We start from the raw sequence: 21,081 nt of genomic DNA, 5'->3' as shown, positions 1-21,081 counted from the left end.
AACCGACGCAATTAAGCGCCGGCTCTCGTTGATATTTTCGTTATTCGATTTCACGCCCTGGGGCTACGTCACCCTTCCGGATCTTCCCGTACTTTAAAGCGCGAGTAATCTCCGGCTCAGAAATACCGTGGACTTGTACGCCCGATCGGTAATGTAGCGTCGGTTCGGGGATATGCGGTCCACTAATCTGTCCAGAATATCCGGCTTCCGCTAAACGGGGATTCGTTTCTTGAGCGGCCGTTAGGAAAATCCCCCGAGTTTCTTCACCTAACGTATGAACATCAACTAGCGCCTTTAGATACGCGTATTTCGCTTCCTCAACGGCGCTCATTTTCTTATCGTAATGTTCTTGATGGTAGGTGGTAGCTTCAACACGCGCAGTTTCTACGGCTGTCCTCGCTAGCACTTCCATTTGTGCCGAGGATCTTCCGAATACACGCAATGACCGCTCTTCTGCTGCGGACATTTCCATCGTAAGCATGGCGATTTCGCGTTGTAGTGCATTCTCTTTCTCAACGTTCTGGGGCGTCGGGTCCATTAGTGAGGCGTCAGTCGCAGCGTCTAGCTTCGCCCGTTTAACCGCGATCTCCGACCGCAGTTCCTCTGCACGCTGGCTATGCGTAGTGGATAGACCTTGAGCTTTTCCTGTCGCATCTTTATAGGCATCGACTGCCGTTTGTACTTTAACTGGTAATTTCATTTCATATCCCCTATCTGATTATGTTGTTTTTTCCTAGCAGACAATCCCGAATTAACCGTAGGCGGCCGCCGAACGTACGCGATTGTTCGAGCCCGTCAAGACATTCGTCAAATACCGAAGCCTCTTCTCGCGTCATTTCGTCGTCCTTTTTCATAGCGGCAAGCGTGCATTCACTAAAGCGCTGCATAACGCGTTTCGTATTTCTCCACAACGCAGGATATAGCGGCGGGCTTACGTCCATAAGCTCAAGTCCGACCTCTTGTAAGCCTCCCGCATCAAGTACGACGGTAACGTCTAATACGCCATCCTGCCGTGCTGCTTCCCGTAGTGAGCGCTGCAAGGCGACATGTCCGCAAAAGGAATCATCAAAACGGCGTTCTCCGACCGTTAAGTACGTCCCCTTTGCGATAATTCCTGTGTAGTTAACAAGAACGTACGAATAAGCCGCGCGCTTATCATCAGCAGCGGCAGCAATATATAGTGAGTATTTCATTATTCGGCATCTCCTACTTCCGTTTGTGCGGCATACTCACGTTTCGCAGTTGAAAATCGAGCGATGTTTTGTGCGGACGGATTGGCTTGTGCCGCTGCCCTCGCTGCCTCCACGTCCTCAACCGTTACCTTTACGACTTCGGGCGCCGGCGGTCGTTCTGACGGATTTTGCTGTTCATACTTAACCTGGGAGAACAATGCAACGTTCGCAACCGTCGAGTTAAGCTTCGCGACCCTCCATGCGTTTCGTACATCACTAGGTGTCATCGCCTCGCCTCTCTGCAACTTATCACGCAGGCGGTCCTTTGTCGTACGTAAATCCGTATGTGCTGTCTTATCTTCCTCGTAAGCTTCGTAGCGATCGCGCAGAATAGCTGCGCGGGCAATGTCGTCAGCGTCTCCGGTTTGGGCTGCATGGGCTTCCGCGTCCTTAACGTATCCCTCATTTGGGCTGCCGACGAATTGGAACGCAAATCTTTCGTAAACATGACCGCGACTGTTTCGTCGTACTCACGCTTTGCCGCTACGTACTGGCCCATTTTCAGCGGGTATCCTTTGGAGAGCTTTTCCATCTCGCGAAGTTTAGAAAATTTCATACTTACGCACCGCCTTTCAGACCCGCGTTATCCGGCTTTTCACCGCTTGCGAGCTTTTGAATATCCTCCGACTTGATAACGTAGCGCGCCGTCTTACTGAAAAAATCCGGTCCATTCAGCTTATAAATGTAACGATTACTTAATCCGTAATTAGGATCAAGCGTATAAATAACGCTCTGCCGTTCATTATCGAGCGCTTGAACAGACGCGGCACACGCAGCATAGGCTTGGTAATATTCATCTCGAGCCTTTACAAGCGCAGCGGCCAACGGGTCGAACACTTCCGCGCGGTATTTCGGCATATACTCCGTATTCCATGCAAGCATAACCTCGTCCGGCGGCATCTTCCCTTTAGCTCCGGCGCTCATTGTAACTGCGAGATCCTTACGGCGAAATTCCTTCTCTGCTGCCGAGAGTTGATCGCTTAAACTGTCAAGCTTAGCCGTAACATCCGCGCCAGTTTCAAACGAACGCGTCATAGTTGCGGAGTACTCCGCCTTGAGTGCCTGGACTTTTTCGAATGCTGAGTCCCTTGCTTGCTGGATGCCCGCCCGCTTGCCTGATACTGCATCCTGCTCTCTTTGAAAATCATCAATTTTAGTAAATTTCATACTTATCCGCCCTCTCAATTTTGGTTAACAGCTTTCTAATTTGTTCAACTATCCACGCGCGCCATTTCGGTAACGGCGGTAACTTCGGCGCTTCCTCTTCGACGGACTCCAGCGGCGGCACGTACATCTCACGAAATATATCCGGATCACTCTCGACGTGGCGGCGCGCAGCCGTAACTGTATCGCTCGGATGCTTAGCGAATACGGTTATTCCAGGCTCACCTATGCACGCGCCGAATAACGTACGGTCAGACGTCCATACGTCGAATGTGTCAATATGGCGTTCTTCCGCAAAGTCCCGCATAGCACATATACAGAGGCTTGGGTCTGATATCGCGAGCACAAACGGCTGTATAAGTTGGCCATCCTCTCCGTAGATATCAACGCAAAAAAGCGTAATACCCTCGAATGGCAGGTACTCCGCGATTAATAAAGGCGACATATGACGACCCCTCCCTATGCTTTTATTGGCCGTGCCGTCTTCCAAAGACTAGGCGCTCGCCACCGTATTGAGCGTTCAGTCACGCTATCTCCGTAAAGTAGAGTCCGGCGCTGTCCCGTCTGTGTGTTCGCTAATGTCACGATCCGGTTATGACCGATCGGCGTTATGTCTACTATTACTACGTTATTACGCACGGTTCATCGCTCCTTATCGTCTAGCTACGAAATTATTTAGATATCGACATGGTATCGAATCCTCTCCGCGCATTACCTTGCATCGCTTATCCGTTTTCGACATGCCGTGCAGCAGCGCGCAGGTGCTGTCCCGTCTATAATACGAACAGTAAAGCCGCGCATCCTCATGGCGTTCACTCATCCTTGCGCCCACTCCTCCGCAAACATCTCCGCGACCTTCGGTACGTTGGACGAGAAGGTTAAGCGCGCATTCTTATCGAGTTTCTGCGCCCTTGCTGCGCCAATAGATAACGATTCCGCTGCGGATTGGAACGGATCGCGCAAGAGATTCACCGGATATGAACGCGGAAATGACTCGCGCGGCTTAACTGACGCGGCCGAATCGTATACGCTGACGCATTCGTTCACCGTTTCACCTTCGATATTCAATTCGTGGACAATGTGCATATTGCATCTCCCTTTCGCGCTTAAAAGCGATAAAGTAATTTGTCAAAATAAAAAGCGCCCTAGAGCGCTAACTTACCGGATTCCTTCGCACGTTGAATAGCCGTCATTACGTCGTCGCCTGTTCCGAACACCTGCGCGATTTTTATCCGTAAATCTCGTGACACCGCACGACGACCGCACTCCACATCAGACACAAGCGCCTGACTAACGCCCAACGTATCAGCGAAAGCAGCCTGCGTCATGCCGGCCATTATCCGAATACCACGGACACCCTCTCCGTCCATATCACAAACCCCCTTAATCTATTAGAGATAACGCAAACGTAATAAATAGAATAGTTGGGACTGTGTACCTCTCCCTTCTTAGGCGGAGATGTGGACAGTGTACGAGGATTCGCAGTCTACGAAACTCTCCGTCAACGCTTGGTCACGCAGGTTATACGACACAACCGGACCCCACCATATAGGCGACGTTTTTCCCTTCCACGCGTTCCGATCACTCTGCCATCCGTACCGCCCGTCGAGGTATCCGTTATCCTCCGTTCCCTTTTTATCTACGAGTTGAACCGTATTCTTTTTACCGTGTGTCTCTTTGCGCTTCTTGGCCGCATCTATCCCGCTAAGCTTTTCATATCCTCCGTAAGCGCGCTCCGAACGATTCTCAATTTCGTACATTTCTTGCGGATTGTAGAACGGATAAGGTAGGTGCATCCGGCTACGCTCGCCTATCAATTCCTCCGATCCGTAACGCCCACGCCTCGCGGACAGTTTCTTCGCGAACGTACGGCAACTATCCCCGCAATCTCGCTTGTTCCGCCCGGGGCTGCGATCTTCAAACGGATACTCGCACGTTCGGCAGACCTTAACCCGTATGCCGTCCGCTACCGCTTCCGCGTCAGCCAGGCAGTAAATGCTAAGTCCGCGTTCTTCCATAAAAGCCAGGGCACCCTCGCCCGGCGGAATGATAACGTCAACGTCGCGAGGCTTGTCGTATGGATCGCGTAGAATAGTTAGGCCGAGTGCGTGATCCTCCGCGAGCATGTAGTCAGCCATCCGTTCAAGGCGCTGCTTTTCCGTACCCGTAAGGAAGCGGCCGTCTCCTCCGACATGCTGCGAGTGGTGATACCCTAGAATAGCCGCAGCCATTCGGCCCGCCGAACGAATACGGAGTTTAAGCGGTTGGTCTGCGTATCTGCGGAAATCCGTGCGCTTCCGATTCGGGAAGGCGTCACTGGCGGAACCGGACGGCTCTTGTACAGCGGAGAAGTCATTTACGCGAGGATACGGCGTGATCACGGTCAGTTGTGTACGTTGATTCTCGGGCAGCTTGTGTGCGGTGCTTTGCATAATGGTTTCCTCCTTAAAGGTATTGGGCAAGATCTTCCATTCCGGCGGCAACGGGTAGAGCGACCTCTCGTGCAGCTTTGGCGCGTCTCTGCGCTCTGTTAGGCCGTGCGGCGCGTGCGTCAATCGCTGCGTCACGCTTCCGCTTGTTTTCGAGGGCTTCCGGAAACCTCGCCCAAAAGAACGCCTCGTCTTCAATCAGAGGGAATAAGTCGTACGTCTTGTTTTGGCCGGACGGATTAGTTAAAACTCGGATAAGTCCGTACTTTTCCAAGAACTTTAAACAACTGCTCACGGTAGGGTCGCTAAGTCCACTTTCTTTTTGAAGCAGGGCATGTGGCGGCCATGCGTAGCCTTCGGAAGCGTTCCAGTAGTGATAAAGAATGTCATAAAGGGCAACGTGATTATTCGTGAACCCCGGTAGATAGACGTAGAGGGTACGAAAGGCGCGGGCGGACGGAACGAAGGTGGTAGCTTGAAAGGGCTTTTGGCTCAAATCATTTCCTCCTCTTTAGTGAAGTAAACCCCCTAAACGATTTTGGGGGCGGGTAAATCTGTTCCTTTTGTTTTTCTTTTTCTCTTGCGCACTAAATCCCTATATATCCCCCAACCTGTCTATATATTTATCTACGCATATCCGGTAACTGAAATAGGCTCTTTCTATTTCAGGTGCCGAAATATAAGTCTTAGTAGATAAATCTTATTAGTAACTCTTAATACACCAAGACTTATTGGGGGGTGTGCGCAAGTAAGTTTGGAGGTTATTTAAGTATCTTTGGGGGTTAGTGCTTTCTAAGCTTACTTTAAGCTGTCACATCGCCCCCTAACTATTTCTACGTGCTCGCCTATCGGTTTGCCCACTTTCAATTAATATAATGTGGGTCGATCGCATTCCGTACATACGCCATATAGATAACGCCGACGTCCTCAAGCGATTCGCACCCACTATACGAATATATTCGTAATGACTTTGGCTTCCCGCACCATCTGCGGAAAATAAAATGCCTATACTAGAGATGGGGACATTAATTCTACAAACTGGTACATGCGTCATTCTCGTTAATCTATAAAGGCTCCGCACCTTCTCGCACCTTTAGCGCATAAAAAGGACGCATCCGTCTTCCGGTAGCGCCCGTATATACTACATATCGTTTTGTTAAATAAAAATAACCCAATATATAGCGTTTGTAAACATTTTGCATTAAAAATAAATATTCCGCTTCGAATTTGCCCTCGCGGACCTGCCCGTAGCCCGCAAAGGCCCGGTCGCCTGTTGGTGCCAGATGACCGGATGATACTTACCGTATATATTTGGCGCTATATACGATTAGATACAGGCCATCATATAATCAACTGCGGACATCCTCGCGATATCCCGCACCGTATACGTCCCGTTCAAGTTAATAGCGTAGAGGTGGCTTCCGGGGCCATCACATACGCGTAACTCTCCGTTTATCTCTTCTATCCGCTCTGCCATTACGTAGGTTTTATCGCAGAAGTTATCGACGGTTATCGCGGTTGAGTTTCCGATTAATAGCGCTTCAAACGTTACGGCTGACGTCACTCCCACAACGTCGAGGTCCTTTATATACTTCGTTACTTTTACGCGATCCATCGGCTACCCCTCCAATGCCGCAATTAAGACATCTAACTCATTTTCGGCGGTATATATTTTATGTAACCCTTTAACGCTGATCGGACTTTCGAAGTGGATTCCTGTCCAACTATCCCCGTCGATCTTTGTAATTATCGTGCACTCCGCCTCAATATCGAGAATAACGACCAAGTTGTCCTTAATCACGATTGTGTCGCAACCGTCAAATTTAATCTTTTTCATAAATAGTCCCCCTTAAATTTGAGTTAATAATTGTAATGCGATCAAATTCCCTCTACGCGTCCTTACATATAACCTTCCTTCGATTAGTAGGCCGGCTCGATACACCTTTCCCTACCTCCTTTTTTGCGCATAACAAATAAGCAGAAAGTTGTGGATTTTTCTGTAAATAGGTAGTATACTTTGTTTGTTAATATACGCTTATGGTCATATTCACAATATACGCTTAGGGTCATAATATGTCAAGGGGGCTTTTCTATGTTAAAAATTAAACTTAAAATTAAAGAACTATTAAAAGAACGAGGAATCACACAAGTAGAGCTGTCAGGACTTACCGGAATAGCACAAGCAAGGATATCTAAGCTGTGCAACCCTAACCGCCAAGAAGTTAATTTAGAAATGCTAGAGAAAATCGCACATGCTCTAGAAATTACGGATATCAGCCTGTTGATAGACTTCGCACTCGCCGAAAAGGATAGCGCCGAATAGTGTTAAGATCACCGCAAATTAGCCGTTCTACCTTCGTACCCTAGCGCTAATACTCCCGAAGGGCTAGACGCGCTAATTCAAAGGCTTACGCAGGCAGATCATGCGGTGTATGTTAGCTTGCTGTGAATTGTGATGCTCTCTACTGGCTTCCTACGAATAATAATCATTGACTAACAAAGTTTTACATATTAAGATGGTCTTACGACAACAAAATATAGTGATTTAGGCGCTTTGATCCTTTATCGGATTTAGAGCTTAATAGGGAAGTGCGGTGAAAATCCGCTGCGGTCCCGCCACTGTAACCGGACGGCCTTCACTTAGAAGGACCACATCCCCTTGCATATGCTACTGAGGTAACGAACCCTCGGGAAGGCGCTAGGAGATCTTACGGAAGCCAGGAGACCTGCCTACACATTGATTAACCCTTTATGGGTTTGATTTGTGTTGGTAGTCTACTGGCTGATTTTCAATCAAATAGTAGATTAATCAACACTCTCCATAACAGGGAGTGTTTTTTATGTCTTTCTGAAAGGAGACCTTTGGATGACAACAAAGCAGCTAGATATTATATTAAAGGTTATTGAACTCACGGCAATGATCATTTTTGGTATACTTGGAGTTGTAATTGCTTTAGTAAAATTGTAAGCCCCACTATTGTCTTAATAAAGACCGTCACGTCTCCGATAACAAAAAAAAGCGCCAGCCCTAACGGATTGATTCCGATAAGACTGGCGCTGTTTATTTGCGTGCTAACGTTTGGTTTTACGCGGCCTTTCCGCCTTACTAATAACAGCATTGATCGGCGAAAACTCATCGTGATTCTTTTTAACGTTCTTGTTCGATAGGTGCGTATAGTGCGTAGTCATTCGGCTGTCTGCGTGGCCGAGGATCACCTGCAAATGATGTTGCGCGCCCCCTTCCTCAAGGAACAGCGTAGCCCCTGAGTGCCGCAGTAAATGCGGATAGACTCGCTTTTCTATGCCCGCTCTGTCTGCGTATTTCTTGAGCTGGTGGCGGAAATGGTTCGGGACTAGTCGATCGCCATAGTTATTGAGGAAAATGTACTCGCTGTCAAATTCCGTAGTCTCACGTATTAAATCCTGTAACAACTTCGCCGTCCGTTTTGTGATCGGAACAACGCGCGCCTTACGAGACTTCGTAATTTCGCGGCGTAACGAAGCGTAGCAGGCGGTCAGGTCAACATCAGTCTTTTTCAGAGATAGCGCCTCGTCAACGCGAAACATTCCGTCAACTAATAAATTCAACACCACGTAATCCCTAAACTCGTTATATTTGCGCTGATTTGGCGCGTGTATGAGACGACTCAACTCATCTGCCGTAAGAACGTCAATGTCCCGGCCGATATCTTGAACATTTTTTAAATAGACGAACGGGTCCGCCTCAATGACATCCTCATCCTTCAAAAATTTAAACATCGTTTTCATATTCTTGACTCGGGTATTAATTGACTTTGGCAAAAGACCCACTGTCCGCGCCGACTCTGGAACGTTGCACTTCTCGCTAAATCTCGGTTTCTCATCGCGGAGCCAGATAATGTACTCGCGGCCCGTTTCAATGGTAATGTTGCGGATATCTTTTATTATCCCACGCATATCCAAGAACTCGCAGAAGTAACCATAGTTCTGCTCGTAAGTCTTTAGCGTGTTAACTGCGCGCCCCTCCGACTTCTTCGCTTGGTAATAGTAATCGAATAAGTAGTCGAGTGAATAGCGTAACCGCTCTGATGTCCGTTCATTCTTAACTACACGACCCTTACGTTTATCTCCGCTCAAACTAAAAAACCCCTCCCGTATTATTACGGAAAAGAGCCGATTGTATTACGCATATCTTCGTTTTATTGGAGCGTATATCTGCGCATGTCAGCGCACAGTCAACGTTACAGTCACCGTACAAAATACGGAGTAATTTGCGGGATTTTGCCGAGGACGCTGCCAGCGATGCGCTCTCCCAGCTGAGCTATGGCCCCAAACTGAAATTTCAGATGTATGTAATCACACATTTTTTAATTTTAGTTTGGTCGTAATTGAGTTGTTCCGATAAACTCAAGCGTCGTAGGCGACTTCTATATAATATAAAAAATCGCCCTCTATGTCAACACTTTTTTTAAAATTCATTTTTCCACTCAAATTCCCCGCTCAAAACTCAGAGGAAACAAACCAGTACAAGCACTCCTAACAGACCCTAGGATTGGCTGTAACGCCCTAACTGGACAAAACCCTATAATCCCTCTAATTCTCCCGTACTCTTGGATAGCAGCCCCTTGAGTTCCTTCATGAACATATTAATATCCTTGAACTGGCGATATACGGACGCAAAACGAACGTAAGCCACTTCATCTACTGGGTAGAGCTGCTCCATCACGAATTCACCAATCTGTTGGCTTTCCACTTCCGCAACGGCGATGCCGCGCAAAGATTTCTCAACCTCGGACACGATCTTTTCTAGACGTTCCACAGAAACCGGCCGTTTCTCACAAGCACGGATGAGACCGCGGAGTATTTTATCACGACTGAATTCCTCACGGCTGCCGTCTTTTTTAATTACAATGAGTGGCGTTTCTTCAATCATTTCAAAAGTAGTGAAACGTTTGCTGCAACGCTCACATTCACGCCTACGACGGATTGACTTATTTTCATTCGCTGGTCGCGAGTCCAGCACTTTAGTATTTGTGTGATCGCAGTAAGGGCATTTCATAAGCTTCATCACTTCCTATTACATAATGGTATGGGTCCCGGCACGTTATAAATCCGGCTTTTGAACGGCTTTTTAATTATTTCCAGAAATCACCGTTTTTTTCTTGTAATGATAATGGCAAGTCCGGCACATAATACAGTTACCAACAGAGGAGGTGAACAGCAATGAGCCAAAGCAACAACTCCAATAACCTTGTAGCTCCAAATTCCCGCGGTGCCTTGGAACAACTTAAATACGAAGTTGCCCAAGAACTAGGAATCACGCTTTCCCCAGATGGTTACCAAGGCAATAAAACTTCTTATGAAAATGGTTCGATCGGTGGTTACATCACTAAACGTCTTGTAACCCTGGCAGAACAACAACTGGCAGGTCAATACAAATAACCTGACCAACATAAGCTTTTTGAAGAAGTATTAAACGACCTACAGGTCGTTTAATACTTCTTTTTATACATAACACGGTAGAAATTAAAATTCTTTGTAAATGTCCGTGTACTGATCATAGTAATAATTAACGCGCTGTACATAATGCCTGGTTTCACCAATGGGAATATCTTTAATGGTTGCATCTGTCCCATCCCAGACCCCTTCGTCCAACCAGCGTTGAACTTTTCCGGGCCCAGCATTATAGGCTGCGATAATTGCTGTACGTTTACCTTCGAACTGACGGGATAAAGTTGAAAGATACCATGTACCCAGTTCAATATTAGCCGAAGGCTCATGCTTGAGTTCTTCCATAGATACGTTTGGAAGCTTGGCCTTTTCCAGCGCCCACTTCGCGGTATCCGGCATAAGCTGCATCAGCCCTAGTGCGCCTTTTTTGGATTCTCGTCCAGTTTTAAAGTTCGTTTCTACACGAATAATCGCGGTTACAAGAAACGGGTCTATCTCATAAGTGATGCTGTGCTTGCGAATCTCATCTTTAAAATGGATGGGATAAAACCACGACATCCAGTTAGTACTCAGAAACAATATTGCCGTAAAACCCACAAATAGCAGAAGCAGTACTCTTTTTTTACGTAGCCATTTCATGATAAACCCAGCCTGTCCCAAAACACAGCAACCTGTTGCTCAGTGTACGCAAGATCGCCACTGTTGTCGATGATGTAGTCCGCTTTATTACGTTTCTGCTCAATATCCATCTGTGCATTCAATCGCGCTTCTGCTTCTTCTAAAGAGAGCCTATTACGTTCCATTAATCGAGCAATTTGCATTTCACGGGGAACGTAGACTACTACAATCTCATGGAACAGGGTCTCAAGCCCTGATTCAAAAAGAAGCGGAATATCCACAATAATAAGCCGCTTCGGCTCTTCCTGCTCCATGCTGTACATACGGTCTTTGATTTCCTGCCGGATAGCAGGATGCGTCAAATTGTTCAAGGTTTGCAGGGCCACAGGATCTTGAAAGACGATTTCACCTAATTTGGCCCTATTCAGTGTTCCATCCGGAAAAAGGATCTCTTTTCCGAATTGCTTAGCAGCAGCCGCCAACACTTCATGCCCGGGAAGCATAACTTCTCTGGCGATCACATCGGCATCAACCAGCCTCGCTCCCTTGTTCACAAGCAGTGCAGACACTGTGCTTTTTCCGGATGCGATTCCTCCGGTTAAGCCTATAATCATGTACTCACCTCATAATAGCTTCAGTATTCCCATTGCAATTAATAATAACGCTGGTAATGCGGCAGCATGCTTCATCCAGTAGTTCCCGGCAAATCTAAGTCCAGTCTTCATACCCAGCAATAGAAATGTACCACTAAACAAAGCTATTGTAAGTGATGTCCATATCGGATTGAAGCCAAGCAGCGCTGCGCCAAGTCCAGCCCCAAAAGCATCCAGAGAGAGCGCAATCCCCAGTATCATCGCTTCCATCGAAGAGATGCTTCCTGAGGCATCCATATCCGCAGAAGACGGGGTACGCAAGATCTGTACTACAATCCCCAAACGGCGAAGCTCAAGTGAAAAAACAGCTGATTTCAACGGTTCATCATTCATAACAGGTTCTGTACCCGCTTCAGAATCAGCAGCTACCTCTGCCCAAGCCTGCTCGGAAAATGAGCCCTTATCTACCGTTTCAGCTTTACGTCCGCCATCTGCATCTTTCTCTTTTTGCATCAGCATCTGAACAAGCGACCAGCATCCCATTAGCACAAGTATAACCGCACCAACTATAGAAGCTGCATTCGGAGACACTACCTTGGCAAGCAAAACCCCAACCTGCATCGATACACAGATAACTACCCCCGAACAGAGCGAGATAATCAGAACGGAGAGCAGTGGTATTTTCATTTTACGCAGCCCATATGTAATTCCTACACCAAAACCATCCAAACTCAAGGCAAACGCTAGCAATAGCAGTGAAAATAATGGGCTGAGCACCCGCAATCCCTCCTGTGTAGAACCGGAAAACTGAAATTTTATCGTTTCAGCTTCCGTTCTCTATTAAGCATTCTTCACACAGTATATGGGCGGGACAAGTAGTGGGTGCCAACCTTATTATTTCAACAAATTCAGTGAACAGTCGGACGCTGGCAATTTGGACAATAATGCGTGCCACGACCGCCTACAACCGTCTTCTCAATCATCGTTCCGCAGTTACTACACGGCTGATCTTTACGACCGTAAATCAATAGCTGCTGCTGATACGTACCGCTCTCACCTTGGCCATTAACATATGACTTAACAGATGAACCTCCGGCGTTAACCGCTTCGGCCAGCGTGCTTACAATAGCATGATGCAGCTTGTCCAATTGATTGTCCGTGAGTGCTTTGGCGCTGTCTTCAGGATGGATACCCGCACGGTGCAACGACTCATCTACATAAATATTGCCGATGCCGACGATATATTCCTGATTAAGCAGCAGCGATTTAATTTTGGTGCTTTTACCGGACACGATCTGCTTAAACCTCTCCGGTGTAAAAGAAGGCTCCAGCGGCTCCTGCCCCAGCTTATTTAAAGGCGGCAGCTGAAGATCTTCTCCCATCTGAAAAAGATGCATTGTCCCGAATTGGCGAACATCCGTGTAACGCAGCTCAGTTCCATCCGTAAAATGAAAAATCACATGTGTATGCTTGTCCAGTGGGTCATCATTTGAAAAAAGTCCGTAACGGCCCTCCATCCGTAAATGTGACACAAGCACCAGACCATCCAACACAATACGCAAAAACTTTCCTCTTCGTTCAACTTTTACAATGCTATGACCTGCCAGCAGGTGGGCAAAAGCCTGAATATCATCCGGACGCTGAATAATCCGCGCCAACCGGACGGTTACATTCTCTATCTGCTTTCCATTAACTAACTCATTAAGTGTTCTCTTGACTGTCTCTACTTCCGGTAATTCCGGCATGATGTCTTCACCTCAACTACATTATAGCTGATATGCACACCTTAAAGGGAGTCTATTTCGCCTCGTACCAGTTACTTCCAAAGCTGACCTCTGCCTTAAGCGGCACAGATAACTTTAGGGCTCCACCCATTACTTCCGGCAAAAGCGTCTTCATAAGCTCCATTTCATCCTCTGGCACCTCGAATACAAGCTCATCGTGCACTTGAAGCAGCATACGGCTCTTAAGCCCACGATCAAATAACGCCTTGTCCATATGCACCATCGCCAGCTTGATTATATCCGCTGCTGTTCCCTGTATAGGTGTATTCATTGCTGTCCGCTCCGCAAAAGAGCGCAGATTAAAGTTCTTCGCATTAATCTCCGGCAGATAACGGCGACGTTCGAGCAATGTGGTCACATAACCATACTTTCGTGCCTCCACTACAATATCGTCCATATAGCGGCGCACACCCTGATAAACCTCAAAATACTGTTCAATAAATTGCGCGGCTTCCTTACGCGGAATATTCAGATTCTGCGAGAGACCGTAATCACTGATCCCGTAGACGATCCCAAAGTTAACGGCTTTTGCGGCACGGCGCATATTACTGTCCACCTGTTCTGCGGTCACACCGAACACATCCATCGCTGTCTTCGTGTGAATATCCATATCATGCAGAAAGGCTTCCTTCATCCGCTCATCGCCGGAAATATGTGCCAGCACACGCAGTTCGATCTGCGAATAGTCGGCTGCTAAGATGGACCAGCCCGGTTCGGACGGAACGAATACCTTGCGGATTTTGCGTCCTTCCTCTAGACGAATCGGGATATTTTGCAAGTTCGGGAATTGGCTGCTAAGCCGTCCTGTAGCGGCAATTGTCTGCCGATAGAATGTATGCACCTTCCCTGTGTTCGGGGAAATTTCTTTAAGCAGCCCCTCTACGTAGGTAGATTGCAGCTTTGCAATTGTGCGATATTGCAGAATCAAACGCACCACATCGTGGTATGGCGCCAGTTTCTCAAGCACCTCGGCATCCGTGGAATAACCCGTCTTCGTCTTCTTGACGACAGGCAGACCTAGCTTTACAAACAAGATTTCACCCAGCTGCTTTGGTGAGTTCAAATTAAACTCAGTGCCACAAATCTCGTATATTTCACTGACCAATTTAGAAATTTGCGCCTCGAATTCTTTTCCAAGCTCTTTAAGATCACCAGCATTGACTGCAATCCCCTGTTTCTCCATATCCGCCAAAATCCGTGACAAAGGCATTTCCAGATCCTCGAATAGCCCTGTCATTGCGGTCTCCACCAGCTCCTGCTGTTGCTTCTGTGCGATTCCAAGAACCGTTGCACTCTTTCGTGCAACGTGATTTCCTAAAACTTCAAGCTCAGGGATTTTGTATTTGGCACCTTTACCAAATACCTCTTCATCAGGAGAGAGCCGCGGCAAGCCGTATTTAGCAGTGAGATCATTTAGATTCTGATTAGCCTCCGTAGGATCAAGCAAATAAGCCGCCAGCTGCACATCATGGGCTGCACCTGCAAAAGCAATTCCCTGCCAGTGTAGAGCCAAATCAGCGCGGTGAAGATCATATCCACTTTTCGGAGCCTTTTCATCTCCTAGCCAATCACGCAGCTTCGCAGCGGCCGGTTTATGCAGTAATTCAAACGGCACATAGTAATGCCGCTCCAGAGAGGACAATCCTATTCCGATTACCTCGGCACGATGCGGATTATCTCCATACGATTCCACATGCAGCGCCGAAATACCAGCCAGGGCTTCACTGAGCTCCTTAAGTTCTTCTTCACTTACGATCGTAATATCAAGTGCCGCAGCTTCTACTTCAGTTGCACTCTCCTCACCCTCGGTAACAGGAGCATAAGCACTAAGCGACAAACGTTCCAACAATGATTTAAATTCCAGCTTGGCAAGCGCTGGTCCGGCTGTATCCGCTGAAATTCCATTGAAGACCATGTCTTCCCACGAATGCTCAAGCGGTACTTCACGATAGATGGTCGCTAATTTTTTACTCATCACCGCATCTTCCGCATGGGTTTCCAGTTTCTCTTTCATTTTGCCCTTTAGCTCACCAGTTCCAGCTAAGACACCTTCCACTGATCCAAATTGATGCAGCAACTTCAAAGCTGTCTTCTCACCTACGCCGGGTACTCCCGGGATGTTATCACTTGCATCGCCCATCAGCCCTTTAAGATCAATGATCTGCTCAGGGGTTAGGTCATATTTCTCCCGGATTTGTTCCGGCCCATAAAGCTCAACTTCGGTGACCCCTTTGCGGATTAAGGCAACGGTCGTATGTTCAGAGGCCAGCTGCAACATATCCTTGTCTCCCGACACGATCATAACCTGCCGTCCCGCTTCATCCGCCTGGCGTGAAATGGTGCCAATAATATCATCAGCCTCATAATTGCCAATTTCAAACTGCGGTACACCTAAATTAGTCAGCAATTCCTTCAACAAAGGGAACTGCTCGGAGAGTTCCGGCGGTGTTTTTTGCCGGCCGCCCTTATAATCTTGATAACCTTCATGCCGAAAAGTAACTTTCCCTGCATCGAAAGCGACAATCATATGTGTCGGTTTATGTTCTTCGATTAAACGAAGCAGCATCGTTGTAAATCCGTACACCGCATTTGTCTGTTGCCCTGCTGTATTCGTCAGCGGGGGCATCGCAAAAAAAGCACGGTAAATAATATTGTTTCCATCTATAAGTATCAACTTGTCCATAGTGCACCTCGCCTTTTTCATGCTTACTCCTTACATCTTACCATATGCCCTGTACAAGTAGAAACGGCTTTACCAACCTAAACAGTGGGATAAGCTGATATGTTAAGGATATACAACAAGTAGCCGCCCTTTTAAAAGGGCGGCTACTTGTTTAACTAAAGATATAACAAAAGCTGTGTAAGTGCAAATTACTGATTCAAGTCCGGACGGCTGCCTGTGACCAGATAAACAACACTCTCACCAATGTTAGTCGCATGATCGGCAATCCGTTCAATATAACGGCCTACCAGCGTTAATAACATAGCTTGGGATACAGAATCCGGTTTTGCCACCATATAACTATATAGCTCATTGATCATCGAACCATATAATTGATCGACCTGATCATCATCTTGTGCCATTCTATAAGCCAGATCCGTGTTCTCATCCAGATAAGACTGGATAGCCTCATCAATCATGGTCGTCACAATTTCCGCCATACGTGGAATGTCTACAAGCGGCTTGATCAGCTGCTGTCCATGGATGCGCATAGTTGCTTTCGCAACATCAATAGCCAAGTCACCCATACGTTCCAAATCGCTAGATATTTTGAAAGCAACGATAATGCGGCGCAAATCTTTTGCTACAGGCTGCTGTGTAATAATTAGCCGTGAGCCAATTTCCATGATTTTATCTTCCATGGCATTCAGCTGCAAATCTGCTTTAATGATTTCCTGAGCGCGCACAGTATCAAGATTCTGTAAAGCAACAATTGCTCCACCAAGAGCATCTATTACATGTTCACCCATCTGCTGCAGCAGACTGCGCAGCTCTTCCAAATCTTTATCAAATTCTTTTCTGCGAATCATAGTAAGAGCGATCCTCCTCATTAATGTATGGTCAGCTTGCCATTTCCAAGGACGAGCGCCCTTGTAGCCCGTATCAGCCGAAACGTCCAGAAATATAATCTTCGGTGCGGGAATCCTTAGGAGTAGAGAACAACACCTCTGTATCCGCCGCCTCTACAATTACACCATTCAAGAAAAACACGGTTCGACCAGATACACGTGCCGCCTGATGCATGTTATGAGTAACCATAACGATTGTATACTTACTTCTTAATTCCTGTACAAGCTCCTCTATCTTGAGCGTAGACACAGGATCAAGTGCAGACGTTGCCTCATCCATGAGCAGAATATCCGGCTGTACTGCCAAAGCTCGGGCGATACACAGCCGTTGCTGCTGTCCGCCGGACAAGCTAAGGGCAGATTTTTTCAGAAAATCTTTAACTTCCTCCCACAGCGCGGAATGACGCAGACTTTGCTCTACAATCTCATCCAGTTCGCTCTTTGAACGAATGCCGTGCAGGCGAGGACCATAAGCTACATTGTCGTAAATCGACTTTGGAAAAGGATTGGGCTGTTGGAATACCATGCCCACCTGCTTACGCAGGCTTTCTACCTCTACCTCGTCACTATAAATATTTTTGCCGCCGATGTTTACAGTTCCTTCAATACGTGTACCAGGAATCATATCATTCATACGATTCAGCGTGCGCAACAGAGTGGATTTTCCGCAACCGGAAGGTCCAATAAAAGCAGTAACCTGTTTCTCCGGAATTTGCAGATTCACATTCTTCAGTGCGTGAAATGACTCATAGTAGAGATCAAGTTTCTCTATGTCAATGATGGATTTCATTAGTATTTACGTCTCCTTCTCATCATCTTCGTTCTCCATAATAAGCTTTTAATGTAAATACAGTTGGAGAGAAATGTTAACGCAATGTAAAATTGGTGAAGATGAATTAGTCCACGTGATAGTATTCCCTACAATTCGGCGTATAATCTCACCTGAATCTTGTTTATGAACGGGATAAAGAAGAAAACTCCAGTCATGCTAAATGACCGGAGCTCTCTTTTTGTTAACAACTAATTTATAACCTACACCTCGAATGGAATCGATATGGACGGATTCTGGATCTAGCTCAAGCTTTTTACGAAGTGAACTTACGTGCACATCAACGGTGCGCTGTCCACCAATATAATCAAAGCCCCATACAGCGTTCATAAGATCATCTCTTGTCAGCACTACCCCTGGTTTACGAGCCAAATATAACAATACCTCGAACTCTTTAGGTCGCAGGTTAATGCTATGTCCACCTAAGGAAACTTCATACCGCTCAGGATAGATTTCCAGTTGTCCCAGAATGATCGTAGAAGCAGATATAGGTGTCTCTTGTGGAGCCTCCTCAGCAAGACCGGAAATCCGCCGCAATACAGCGCTCACTCTTGCAAGCAATTCGGATACCCCAAAAGGTTTGGTTATATAATCATCAGCACCGGATTTCAGCCCTCTAACCACATCTTCTTCAGCATTTTTAGCAGTCAATACGATAATAGGTGTGCGGATACCTTGTCCACGCAATTTATCAAGGATGTCAATGCCATTCATTCCTGGCAGCATCAGATCCAATACGATCAAGTCAAAAGGTTCCCTCGTCGCACGATCATATCCTGCCGTTCCATGATCCTCTACCGTCACCTCGTAACCTTCCTGCGTTAAGTTATAGGACAGCAGCCGGGCTAGTGTCGGTTCGTCTTCAATGACAAGCAATCGTTGAGCCATAGGTTCCCCCGTCTTCCATATAGTTTGATTTTTACAAAACAGCAACAAAACCATCATATCACCGTAATGTTAACTTAGTGTAAAATTGAAAAAGTGAATTTACAAAAATCTAATCGGTCTTTTCTTCCTGCAGTAAAGGCAATTCAATCACAAAGGAACTGCCGATTCCCAAATCACTTTCAACTGAAATCACTCCATGGTGCATATCTACCAAATGCTTCACAATAGACAGCCCCAATCCCGTTCCGCCGGAGCTTCTGGATCTTGCCTTATCCACCCGGTAAAAACGTTCAAAAATACGCGGCAGATCTTTTTTAGGAATCCCCATACCTGTATCGCTAACAGTAAATTGAACATTTTCGGAGCCGTCTGGTTTCAGTAGACTCTTAACGTAGACCTTTACGTTTCCGCCTTCATGTGTGTAATTAATCGCATTAGAGAACAGATTCATAAAGATTTGACGCAGCTTATCCTCATCCGCCTCAATGAATAGCTCCTCAGGAACCTCTACATTAAGACTAATGTTTTTCTTCTCAGCGACTTTACTGATGGTTCCCAGCACGGAATCAAAGAATTCAATGATATGAACCGGTGAGCAATCGAGCTGCACCCGTTTAGATTCGATTTTAGATAATTCCAGAATATCTCCAATCAAGCGATTTAAACGCTCGTTCTCATCATAAATAATTTGCAGGAAGGATCTCGCCGTCTTCTCATCTTTAACTCCGCCACCCAGTAAGGTCTCGGCAAACCCTTTGACCGCTGCAACCGGAGTCTTGAGTTCATGCGATACATTAGCTACAAATTCACTACGCATCCGCTCCAAACGGCGAATTTCCGTAACCTCTTGCAATAGGAAAAGCATACCTCTGTACGTACCATCCTGGATCATCGGAACCGCGTCCATCCGTACAATTCGCTCTCTTGGGTTATAAATACTTCGTTCTTCATGAATCGGCTCCCGGCTTAACACCCCTTCTTCAAGCAGACGGGTTAGCTCATAATGCCGTTTTAACTCTTTGTACGAATGACCCGCCATTTCACCGTTACTGACATCAAGCATTCGCTCTGAAGCTCGATTAAGCAGCGCAATCTCTTCTTCCGCATTGATCATTATGATGCCGCCCGTCATATTATCCAGCACGCTTTGCAGCAGATCCTCATTATCACGAATCGTCTTAAGCTGGTCTTGAAGACTGTCTGCCATCGCATTAATCGCTGTAGCCAGCTGTCCAACTTCATCTTTACGCTTCAAATGAACTCTGGCATCATAATCCAGATCGGTAATCCGCCGGGCGACTCTTGTGATTTGCTCCAGCGGGGAAGTCATGCTTGAAGCTACTTTATAGCTCACAATAGTTGCTGACAAGAACAAGATGATTAGACCTGCAGCCATGATCATCCAAGCATGCTTAAGACCTTGCGTTACAGCATCAAGTCCCATTGAGACCCGAATATAGCCGTCAAATCCCTGATCAGAAGTTACCTTTCCAGCCACATATAACATCTCATGCTTTAGAGTTTCGCTGTAACGGATTGCCCGTCCAGTTCCCTCTTTCGCAGCCCCTATCTCTTCTTCACGATTGGAGTGGTTGTCCATTTCCAAGGGGTTTTTCTCAGAATCGCCAATTACTTTACCCGACTTTGTAATAAACGTTATCCGAGAATCTAAAAGTTTAGAAATATGCTCCGCCTGTTCAGTGTAATACGGGATCGCATTCGAAGAATTCATATCAACAAATTCCAGTGTGCCTGAGAGCAAGCTTATTTCCCGGGACATATTCTCTTCCAGAGCAGTTATATGGGAGCTCTTAAACAGATGAGCCATCGTAAATCCAGTACCAATCATGGAAATACCGATTAAGGCCATAAGTATAAACGTAAGACGAGCGCGAAACGGTTTCATCTGAAATTTGCCTCTCCCTTTATCATTGTATCTTTTATCCTAACTTCATTTTCTTCAAAATACCAGTACGACTATGACCGTGACATAAGCCCCCCAGAGTAGATTATATAAAAATAACAGCCCGAGTTGATTAACTCTGGACTGTTACTTTGTATTACTTTTGTAAAAACACATGAGTTTATTCTGTACGGGTGGCAAGAAACCACTGATTACCCTGACGGTCTCTAACCCCTGCTCCTCTTTCTCCATAGGATTTATCCAGTGGTTCTTCAATAATAGAAGCCCCGGCATCCAGGCACTTGCGGTAGGTCTCATCAACATTTCTTACATAAAGATGAATGGCAAGCTGTACCGGTGAATACTTTTCATTCGCTTCGGATATCTCAATGATGGAATCACCGATTCTGACCTCGGCATGCCTAATCCTTCCCTCATCATTTCGCAGCATATCAATAATTTTGGCATCAAAGCAGTGCACAACAAAATCTATCAATTGGTCTGCATCTTCCGCAATAAAATACGGCGTAACGTTAAGAAACCCATTTCTAATATAATGTGGTGCCATTCGTTGTCCTCCTTTAGACAGGTAAAAACGCCTTCGGCGTTCCTTAAAGATCATTTATAGTCTGGACATATAA

General features: G+C 46.4%; 25 protein-coding genes and 1 riboswitch. Of the genes, 2 read left to right on the top strand and 23 right to left on the bottom strand.

Annotated features, from left to right (window positions below; genetic code table 11):
• Positions 1-40: 40 nt before the first annotated feature.
• From NST40_RS09660 to NST40_RS09610, 11 genes are all read right to left on the bottom strand, one after another.
• Entirely contained in the window at positions 41-700 is a 660-nt protein-coding gene (locus tag NST40_RS09660; RefSeq protein ID WP_341001927.1) for a hypothetical protein, read from the bottom strand.
• A gap of 10 nt (positions 701-710) precedes the next feature.
• Positions 711-1,193: a hypothetical protein gene (locus tag NST40_RS09655; protein WP_341001925.1), complete on the bottom strand. Its 483-nt coding sequence runs from the start codon at positions 1,191-1,193 to the stop codon at positions 711-713.
• Positions 1,194-1,790: 597 nt separating this feature from the next.
• Entirely contained in the window at positions 1,791-2,399 is a 609-nt protein-coding gene (locus NST40_RS09650) for a hypothetical protein (RefSeq protein ID WP_341001922.1), read from the bottom strand.
• Entirely contained in the window at positions 2,386-2,841 is a 456-nt protein-coding gene (locus NST40_RS09645; protein WP_341001921.1) for a hypothetical protein, read from the bottom strand. Before NST40_RS09645 ends, NST40_RS09650 begins: the two co-directional genes overlap by 14 nt.
• A 14-nt stretch (positions 2,842-2,855) precedes the next feature.
• On the bottom strand, positions 2,856-3,035 hold the full coding sequence (locus tag NST40_RS09640; protein WP_341001920.1) for a hypothetical protein: 180 nt from the start codon (positions 3,033-3,035) through the stop codon (positions 2,856-2,858).
• A 177-nt stretch (positions 3,036-3,212) separates the two neighbouring features.
• The gene (locus tag NST40_RS09635) at positions 3,213-3,482 is read right to left on the bottom strand and encodes a hypothetical protein (RefSeq protein ID WP_341001919.1); all 270 of its coding nucleotides are present in this window, start codon (positions 3,480-3,482) and stop codon (positions 3,213-3,215) included.
• A 59-nt stretch (positions 3,483-3,541) separates the two neighbouring features.
• Complete coding sequence (locus tag NST40_RS09630; RefSeq protein WP_341001918.1) at positions 3,542-3,766, bottom strand: helix-turn-helix transcriptional regulator; 225 nt, start codon at positions 3,764-3,766, stop codon at positions 3,542-3,544.
• A gap of 78 nt (positions 3,767-3,844) precedes the next feature.
• Positions 3,845-4,828: a hypothetical protein gene (locus tag NST40_RS09625; RefSeq protein ID WP_341001917.1), complete on the bottom strand. Its 984-nt coding sequence runs from the start codon at positions 4,826-4,828 to the stop codon at positions 3,845-3,847.
• A 13-nt stretch (positions 4,829-4,841) separates the two neighbouring features.
• Positions 4,842-5,321: a hypothetical protein gene (locus NST40_RS09620; RefSeq protein WP_341001916.1), complete on the bottom strand. Its 480-nt coding sequence runs from the start codon at positions 5,319-5,321 to the stop codon at positions 4,842-4,844.
• A gap of 831 nt (positions 5,322-6,152) precedes the next feature.
• Positions 6,153-6,440 carry a hypothetical protein gene (locus NST40_RS09615; RefSeq protein ID WP_341001915.1) on the bottom strand — a complete coding sequence of 96 codons (288 nt, stop codon included), beginning with the start codon at positions 6,438-6,440 and terminating at the stop codon, positions 6,153-6,155.
• Positions 6,441-6,443: 3 nt separating this feature from the next.
• On the bottom strand, positions 6,444-6,662 hold the full coding sequence (locus tag NST40_RS09610; RefSeq protein ID WP_341001914.1) for a hypothetical protein: 219 nt from the start codon (positions 6,660-6,662) through the stop codon (positions 6,444-6,446).
• A gap of 255 nt (positions 6,663-6,917) precedes the next feature.
• On the opposite strand from NST40_RS09610, the gene NST40_RS09605 reads away from it, so the two are divergent.
• Positions 6,918-7,148 carry a helix-turn-helix transcriptional regulator gene (locus NST40_RS09605; protein ID WP_341001913.1) on the top strand — a complete coding sequence of 77 codons (231 nt, stop codon included), beginning with the start codon at positions 6,918-6,920 and terminating at the stop codon, positions 7,146-7,148.
• Between the two features lie 207 nt (positions 7,149-7,355).
• A riboswitch (cobalamin riboswitch) is annotated at positions 7,356-7,574 on the top strand.
• Positions 7,575-7,897: 323 nt separating this feature from the next.
• On the opposite strand, the gene NST40_RS09600 is transcribed toward NST40_RS09605, so the two are convergent.
• Positions 7,898-8,941, bottom strand: a complete 1,044-nt coding sequence (locus tag NST40_RS09600) for a tyrosine-type recombinase/integrase (RefSeq protein ID WP_342410621.1) — start codon at positions 8,939-8,941, stop codon at positions 7,898-7,900.
• Positions 8,942-9,386: 445 nt separating this feature from the next.
• Complete coding sequence (nrdR, locus tag NST40_RS09595) at positions 9,387-9,863, bottom strand: transcriptional regulator NrdR (RefSeq protein ID WP_036678976.1); 477 nt, start codon at positions 9,861-9,863, stop codon at positions 9,387-9,389.
• A 164-nt stretch (positions 9,864-10,027) separates the two neighbouring features.
• Between nrdR and NST40_RS09590 the strand changes: the two genes are divergently transcribed.
• Positions 10,028-10,246: an alpha/beta-type small acid-soluble spore protein gene (locus tag NST40_RS09590; protein WP_036678974.1), complete on the top strand. Its 219-nt coding sequence runs from the start codon at positions 10,028-10,030 to the stop codon at positions 10,244-10,246.
• 84 nt (positions 10,247-10,330) lie between these two features.
• Here the strand turns inward: NST40_RS09590 and NST40_RS09585 are convergent, their stop codons facing one another.
• The 10 genes from NST40_RS09585 to NST40_RS09540 all read right to left on the bottom strand — a co-directional run bounded on the left by NST40_RS09585 (position 10,331) and on the right by NST40_RS09540 (position 21,008).
• Entirely contained in the window at positions 10,331-10,894 is a 564-nt protein-coding gene (locus tag NST40_RS09585; protein WP_076124928.1) for a lytic transglycosylase domain-containing protein, read from the bottom strand.
• Complete coding sequence (gene coaE, locus NST40_RS09580) at positions 10,891-11,487, bottom strand: dephospho-CoA kinase (protein WP_076220141.1); 597 nt, start codon at positions 11,485-11,487, stop codon at positions 10,891-10,893. The genes NST40_RS09585 and coaE overlap by 4 nt, the downstream gene beginning before the upstream one ends.
• A gap of 9 nt (positions 11,488-11,496) precedes the next feature.
• Positions 11,497-12,243 carry a manganese efflux pump gene (locus tag NST40_RS09575; protein ID WP_076124925.1) on the bottom strand — a complete coding sequence of 249 codons (747 nt, stop codon included), beginning with the start codon at positions 12,241-12,243 and terminating at the stop codon, positions 11,497-11,499.
• A gap of 131 nt (positions 12,244-12,374) precedes the next feature.
• Positions 12,375-13,211: a DNA-formamidopyrimidine glycosylase gene (gene mutM / locus NST40_RS09570; protein WP_076124923.1), complete on the bottom strand. Its 837-nt coding sequence runs from the start codon at positions 13,209-13,211 to the stop codon at positions 12,375-12,377.
• Between the two features lie 52 nt (positions 13,212-13,263).
• Positions 13,264-15,933: a DNA polymerase I gene (gene polA, locus NST40_RS09565; protein ID WP_076276412.1), complete on the bottom strand. Its 2,670-nt coding sequence runs from the start codon at positions 15,931-15,933 to the stop codon at positions 13,264-13,266.
• Positions 15,934-16,121: 188 nt separating this feature from the next.
• The gene (gene phoU, locus NST40_RS09560) at positions 16,122-16,781 is read right to left on the bottom strand and encodes a phosphate signaling complex protein PhoU (protein WP_036678957.1); all 660 of its coding nucleotides are present in this window, start codon (positions 16,779-16,781) and stop codon (positions 16,122-16,124) included.
• A gap of 73 nt (positions 16,782-16,854) precedes the next feature.
• Positions 16,855-17,610: a phosphate ABC transporter ATP-binding protein PstB gene (pstB, locus tag NST40_RS09555; protein WP_036678954.1), complete on the bottom strand. Its 756-nt coding sequence runs from the start codon at positions 17,608-17,610 to the stop codon at positions 16,855-16,857.
• A 198-nt stretch (positions 17,611-17,808) separates the two neighbouring features.
• Complete coding sequence (locus tag NST40_RS09550) at positions 17,809-18,537, bottom strand: response regulator transcription factor (protein ID WP_036678951.1); 729 nt, start codon at positions 18,535-18,537, stop codon at positions 17,809-17,811.
• Positions 18,538-18,646: 109 nt separating this feature from the next.
• A complete protein-coding gene (locus NST40_RS09545) occupies positions 18,647-20,443 on the bottom strand; it encodes an ATP-binding protein (protein WP_076124920.1) in 1,797 nt (598 codons plus the stop codon).
• Between the two features lie 178 nt (positions 20,444-20,621).
• On the bottom strand, positions 20,622-21,008 hold the full coding sequence (locus tag NST40_RS09540) for a VOC family protein (RefSeq protein WP_076124919.1): 387 nt from the start codon (positions 21,006-21,008) through the stop codon (positions 20,622-20,624).
• Positions 21,009-21,081: the final 73 nt, after the last annotated feature.

Origin of the sequence: Paenibacillus sp. FSL R10-2778, from assembly GCF_038593035.1 — a bacterium.
GTDB classification, from domain to species: domain Bacteria; phylum Bacillota; class Bacilli; order Paenibacillales; family Paenibacillaceae; genus Paenibacillus_AQ; species Paenibacillus_AQ odorifer.
The sequence above is the reverse complement of the archived record's forward strand: the minus strand, read 5'-3'. Positions and strand labels throughout refer to the sequence as shown.

Bases quoted from the DNA above. Each gene is read 5' to 3' on its own strand.
- coaE (WP_076220141.1), bottom strand. From the start codon at position 11,487: ATGATTATAGGCTTAACCGGAGGAATCGCATCCGGAAAAAGCACAGTG.
- NST40_RS09605 (WP_341001913.1), top strand. From the start codon at position 6,918: ATGTTAAAAATTAAACTTAAAATTAAAGAACTATTAAAAGAACGAGGA.
- NST40_RS09540 (WP_076124919.1), bottom strand. From the start codon at position 21,008: ATGGCACCACATTATATTAGAAATGGGTTTCTTAACGTTACGCCGTAT.
- mutM (WP_076124923.1), bottom strand. From the start codon at position 13,211: ATGCCGGAATTACCGGAAGTAGAGACAGTCAAGAGAACACTTAATGAG.
- NST40_RS09660 (WP_341001927.1), bottom strand. From the start codon at position 700: ATGAAATTACCAGTTAAAGTACAAACGGCAGTCGATGCCTATAAAGAT.
- NST40_RS09650 (WP_341001922.1), bottom strand. From the start codon at position 2,399: ATGAAATTTACTAAAATTGATGATTTTCAAAGAGAGCAGGATGCAGTA.
- NST40_RS09590 (WP_036678974.1), top strand. From the start codon at position 10,028: ATGAGCCAAAGCAACAACTCCAATAACCTTGTAGCTCCAAATTCCCGC.
- NST40_RS09610 (WP_341001914.1), bottom strand. From the start codon at position 6,662: ATGAAAAAGATTAAATTTGACGGTTGCGACACAATCGTGATTAAGGAC.
- NST40_RS09655 (WP_341001925.1), bottom strand. From the start codon at position 1,193: ATGAAATACTCACTATATATTGCTGCCGCTGCTGATGATAAGCGCGCG.
- nrdR (WP_036678976.1), bottom strand. From the start codon at position 9,863: ATGAAATGCCCTTACTGCGATCACACAAATACTAAAGTGCTGGACTCG.
- NST40_RS09625 (WP_341001917.1), bottom strand. From the start codon at position 4,828: ATGCAAAGCACCGCACACAAGCTGCCCGAGAATCAACGTACACAACTG.
- phoU (WP_036678957.1), bottom strand. From the start codon at position 16,781: ATGATTCGCAGAAAAGAATTTGATAAAGATTTGGAAGAGCTGCGCAGT.
- NST40_RS09585 (WP_076124928.1), bottom strand. From the start codon at position 10,894: ATGAAATGGCTACGTAAAAAAAGAGTACTGCTTCTGCTATTTGTGGGT.
- NST40_RS09645 (WP_341001921.1), bottom strand. From the start codon at position 2,841: ATGTCGCCTTTATTAATCGCGGAGTACCTGCCATTCGAGGGTATTACG.
- polA (WP_076276412.1), bottom strand. From the start codon at position 15,933: ATGGACAAGTTGATACTTATAGATGGAAACAATATTATTTACCGTGCT.
- NST40_RS09545 (WP_076124920.1), bottom strand. From the start codon at position 20,443: ATGAAACCGTTTCGCGCTCGTCTTACGTTTATACTTATGGCCTTAATC.
- NST40_RS09635 (WP_341001919.1), bottom strand. From the start codon at position 3,482: ATGCACATTGTCCACGAATTGAATATCGAAGGTGAAACGGTGAACGAA.
- NST40_RS09550 (WP_036678951.1), bottom strand. From the start codon at position 18,537: ATGGCTCAACGATTGCTTGTCATTGAAGACGAACCGACACTAGCCCGG.
- NST40_RS09615 (WP_341001915.1), bottom strand. From the start codon at position 6,440: ATGGATCGCGTAAAAGTAACGAAGTATATAAAGGACCTCGACGTTGTG.
- pstB (WP_036678954.1), bottom strand. From the start codon at position 17,610: ATGAAATCCATCATTGACATAGAGAAACTTGATCTCTACTATGAGTCA.
- NST40_RS09630 (WP_341001918.1), bottom strand. From the start codon at position 3,766: ATGGACGGAGAGGGTGTCCGTGGTATTCGGATAATGGCCGGCATGACG.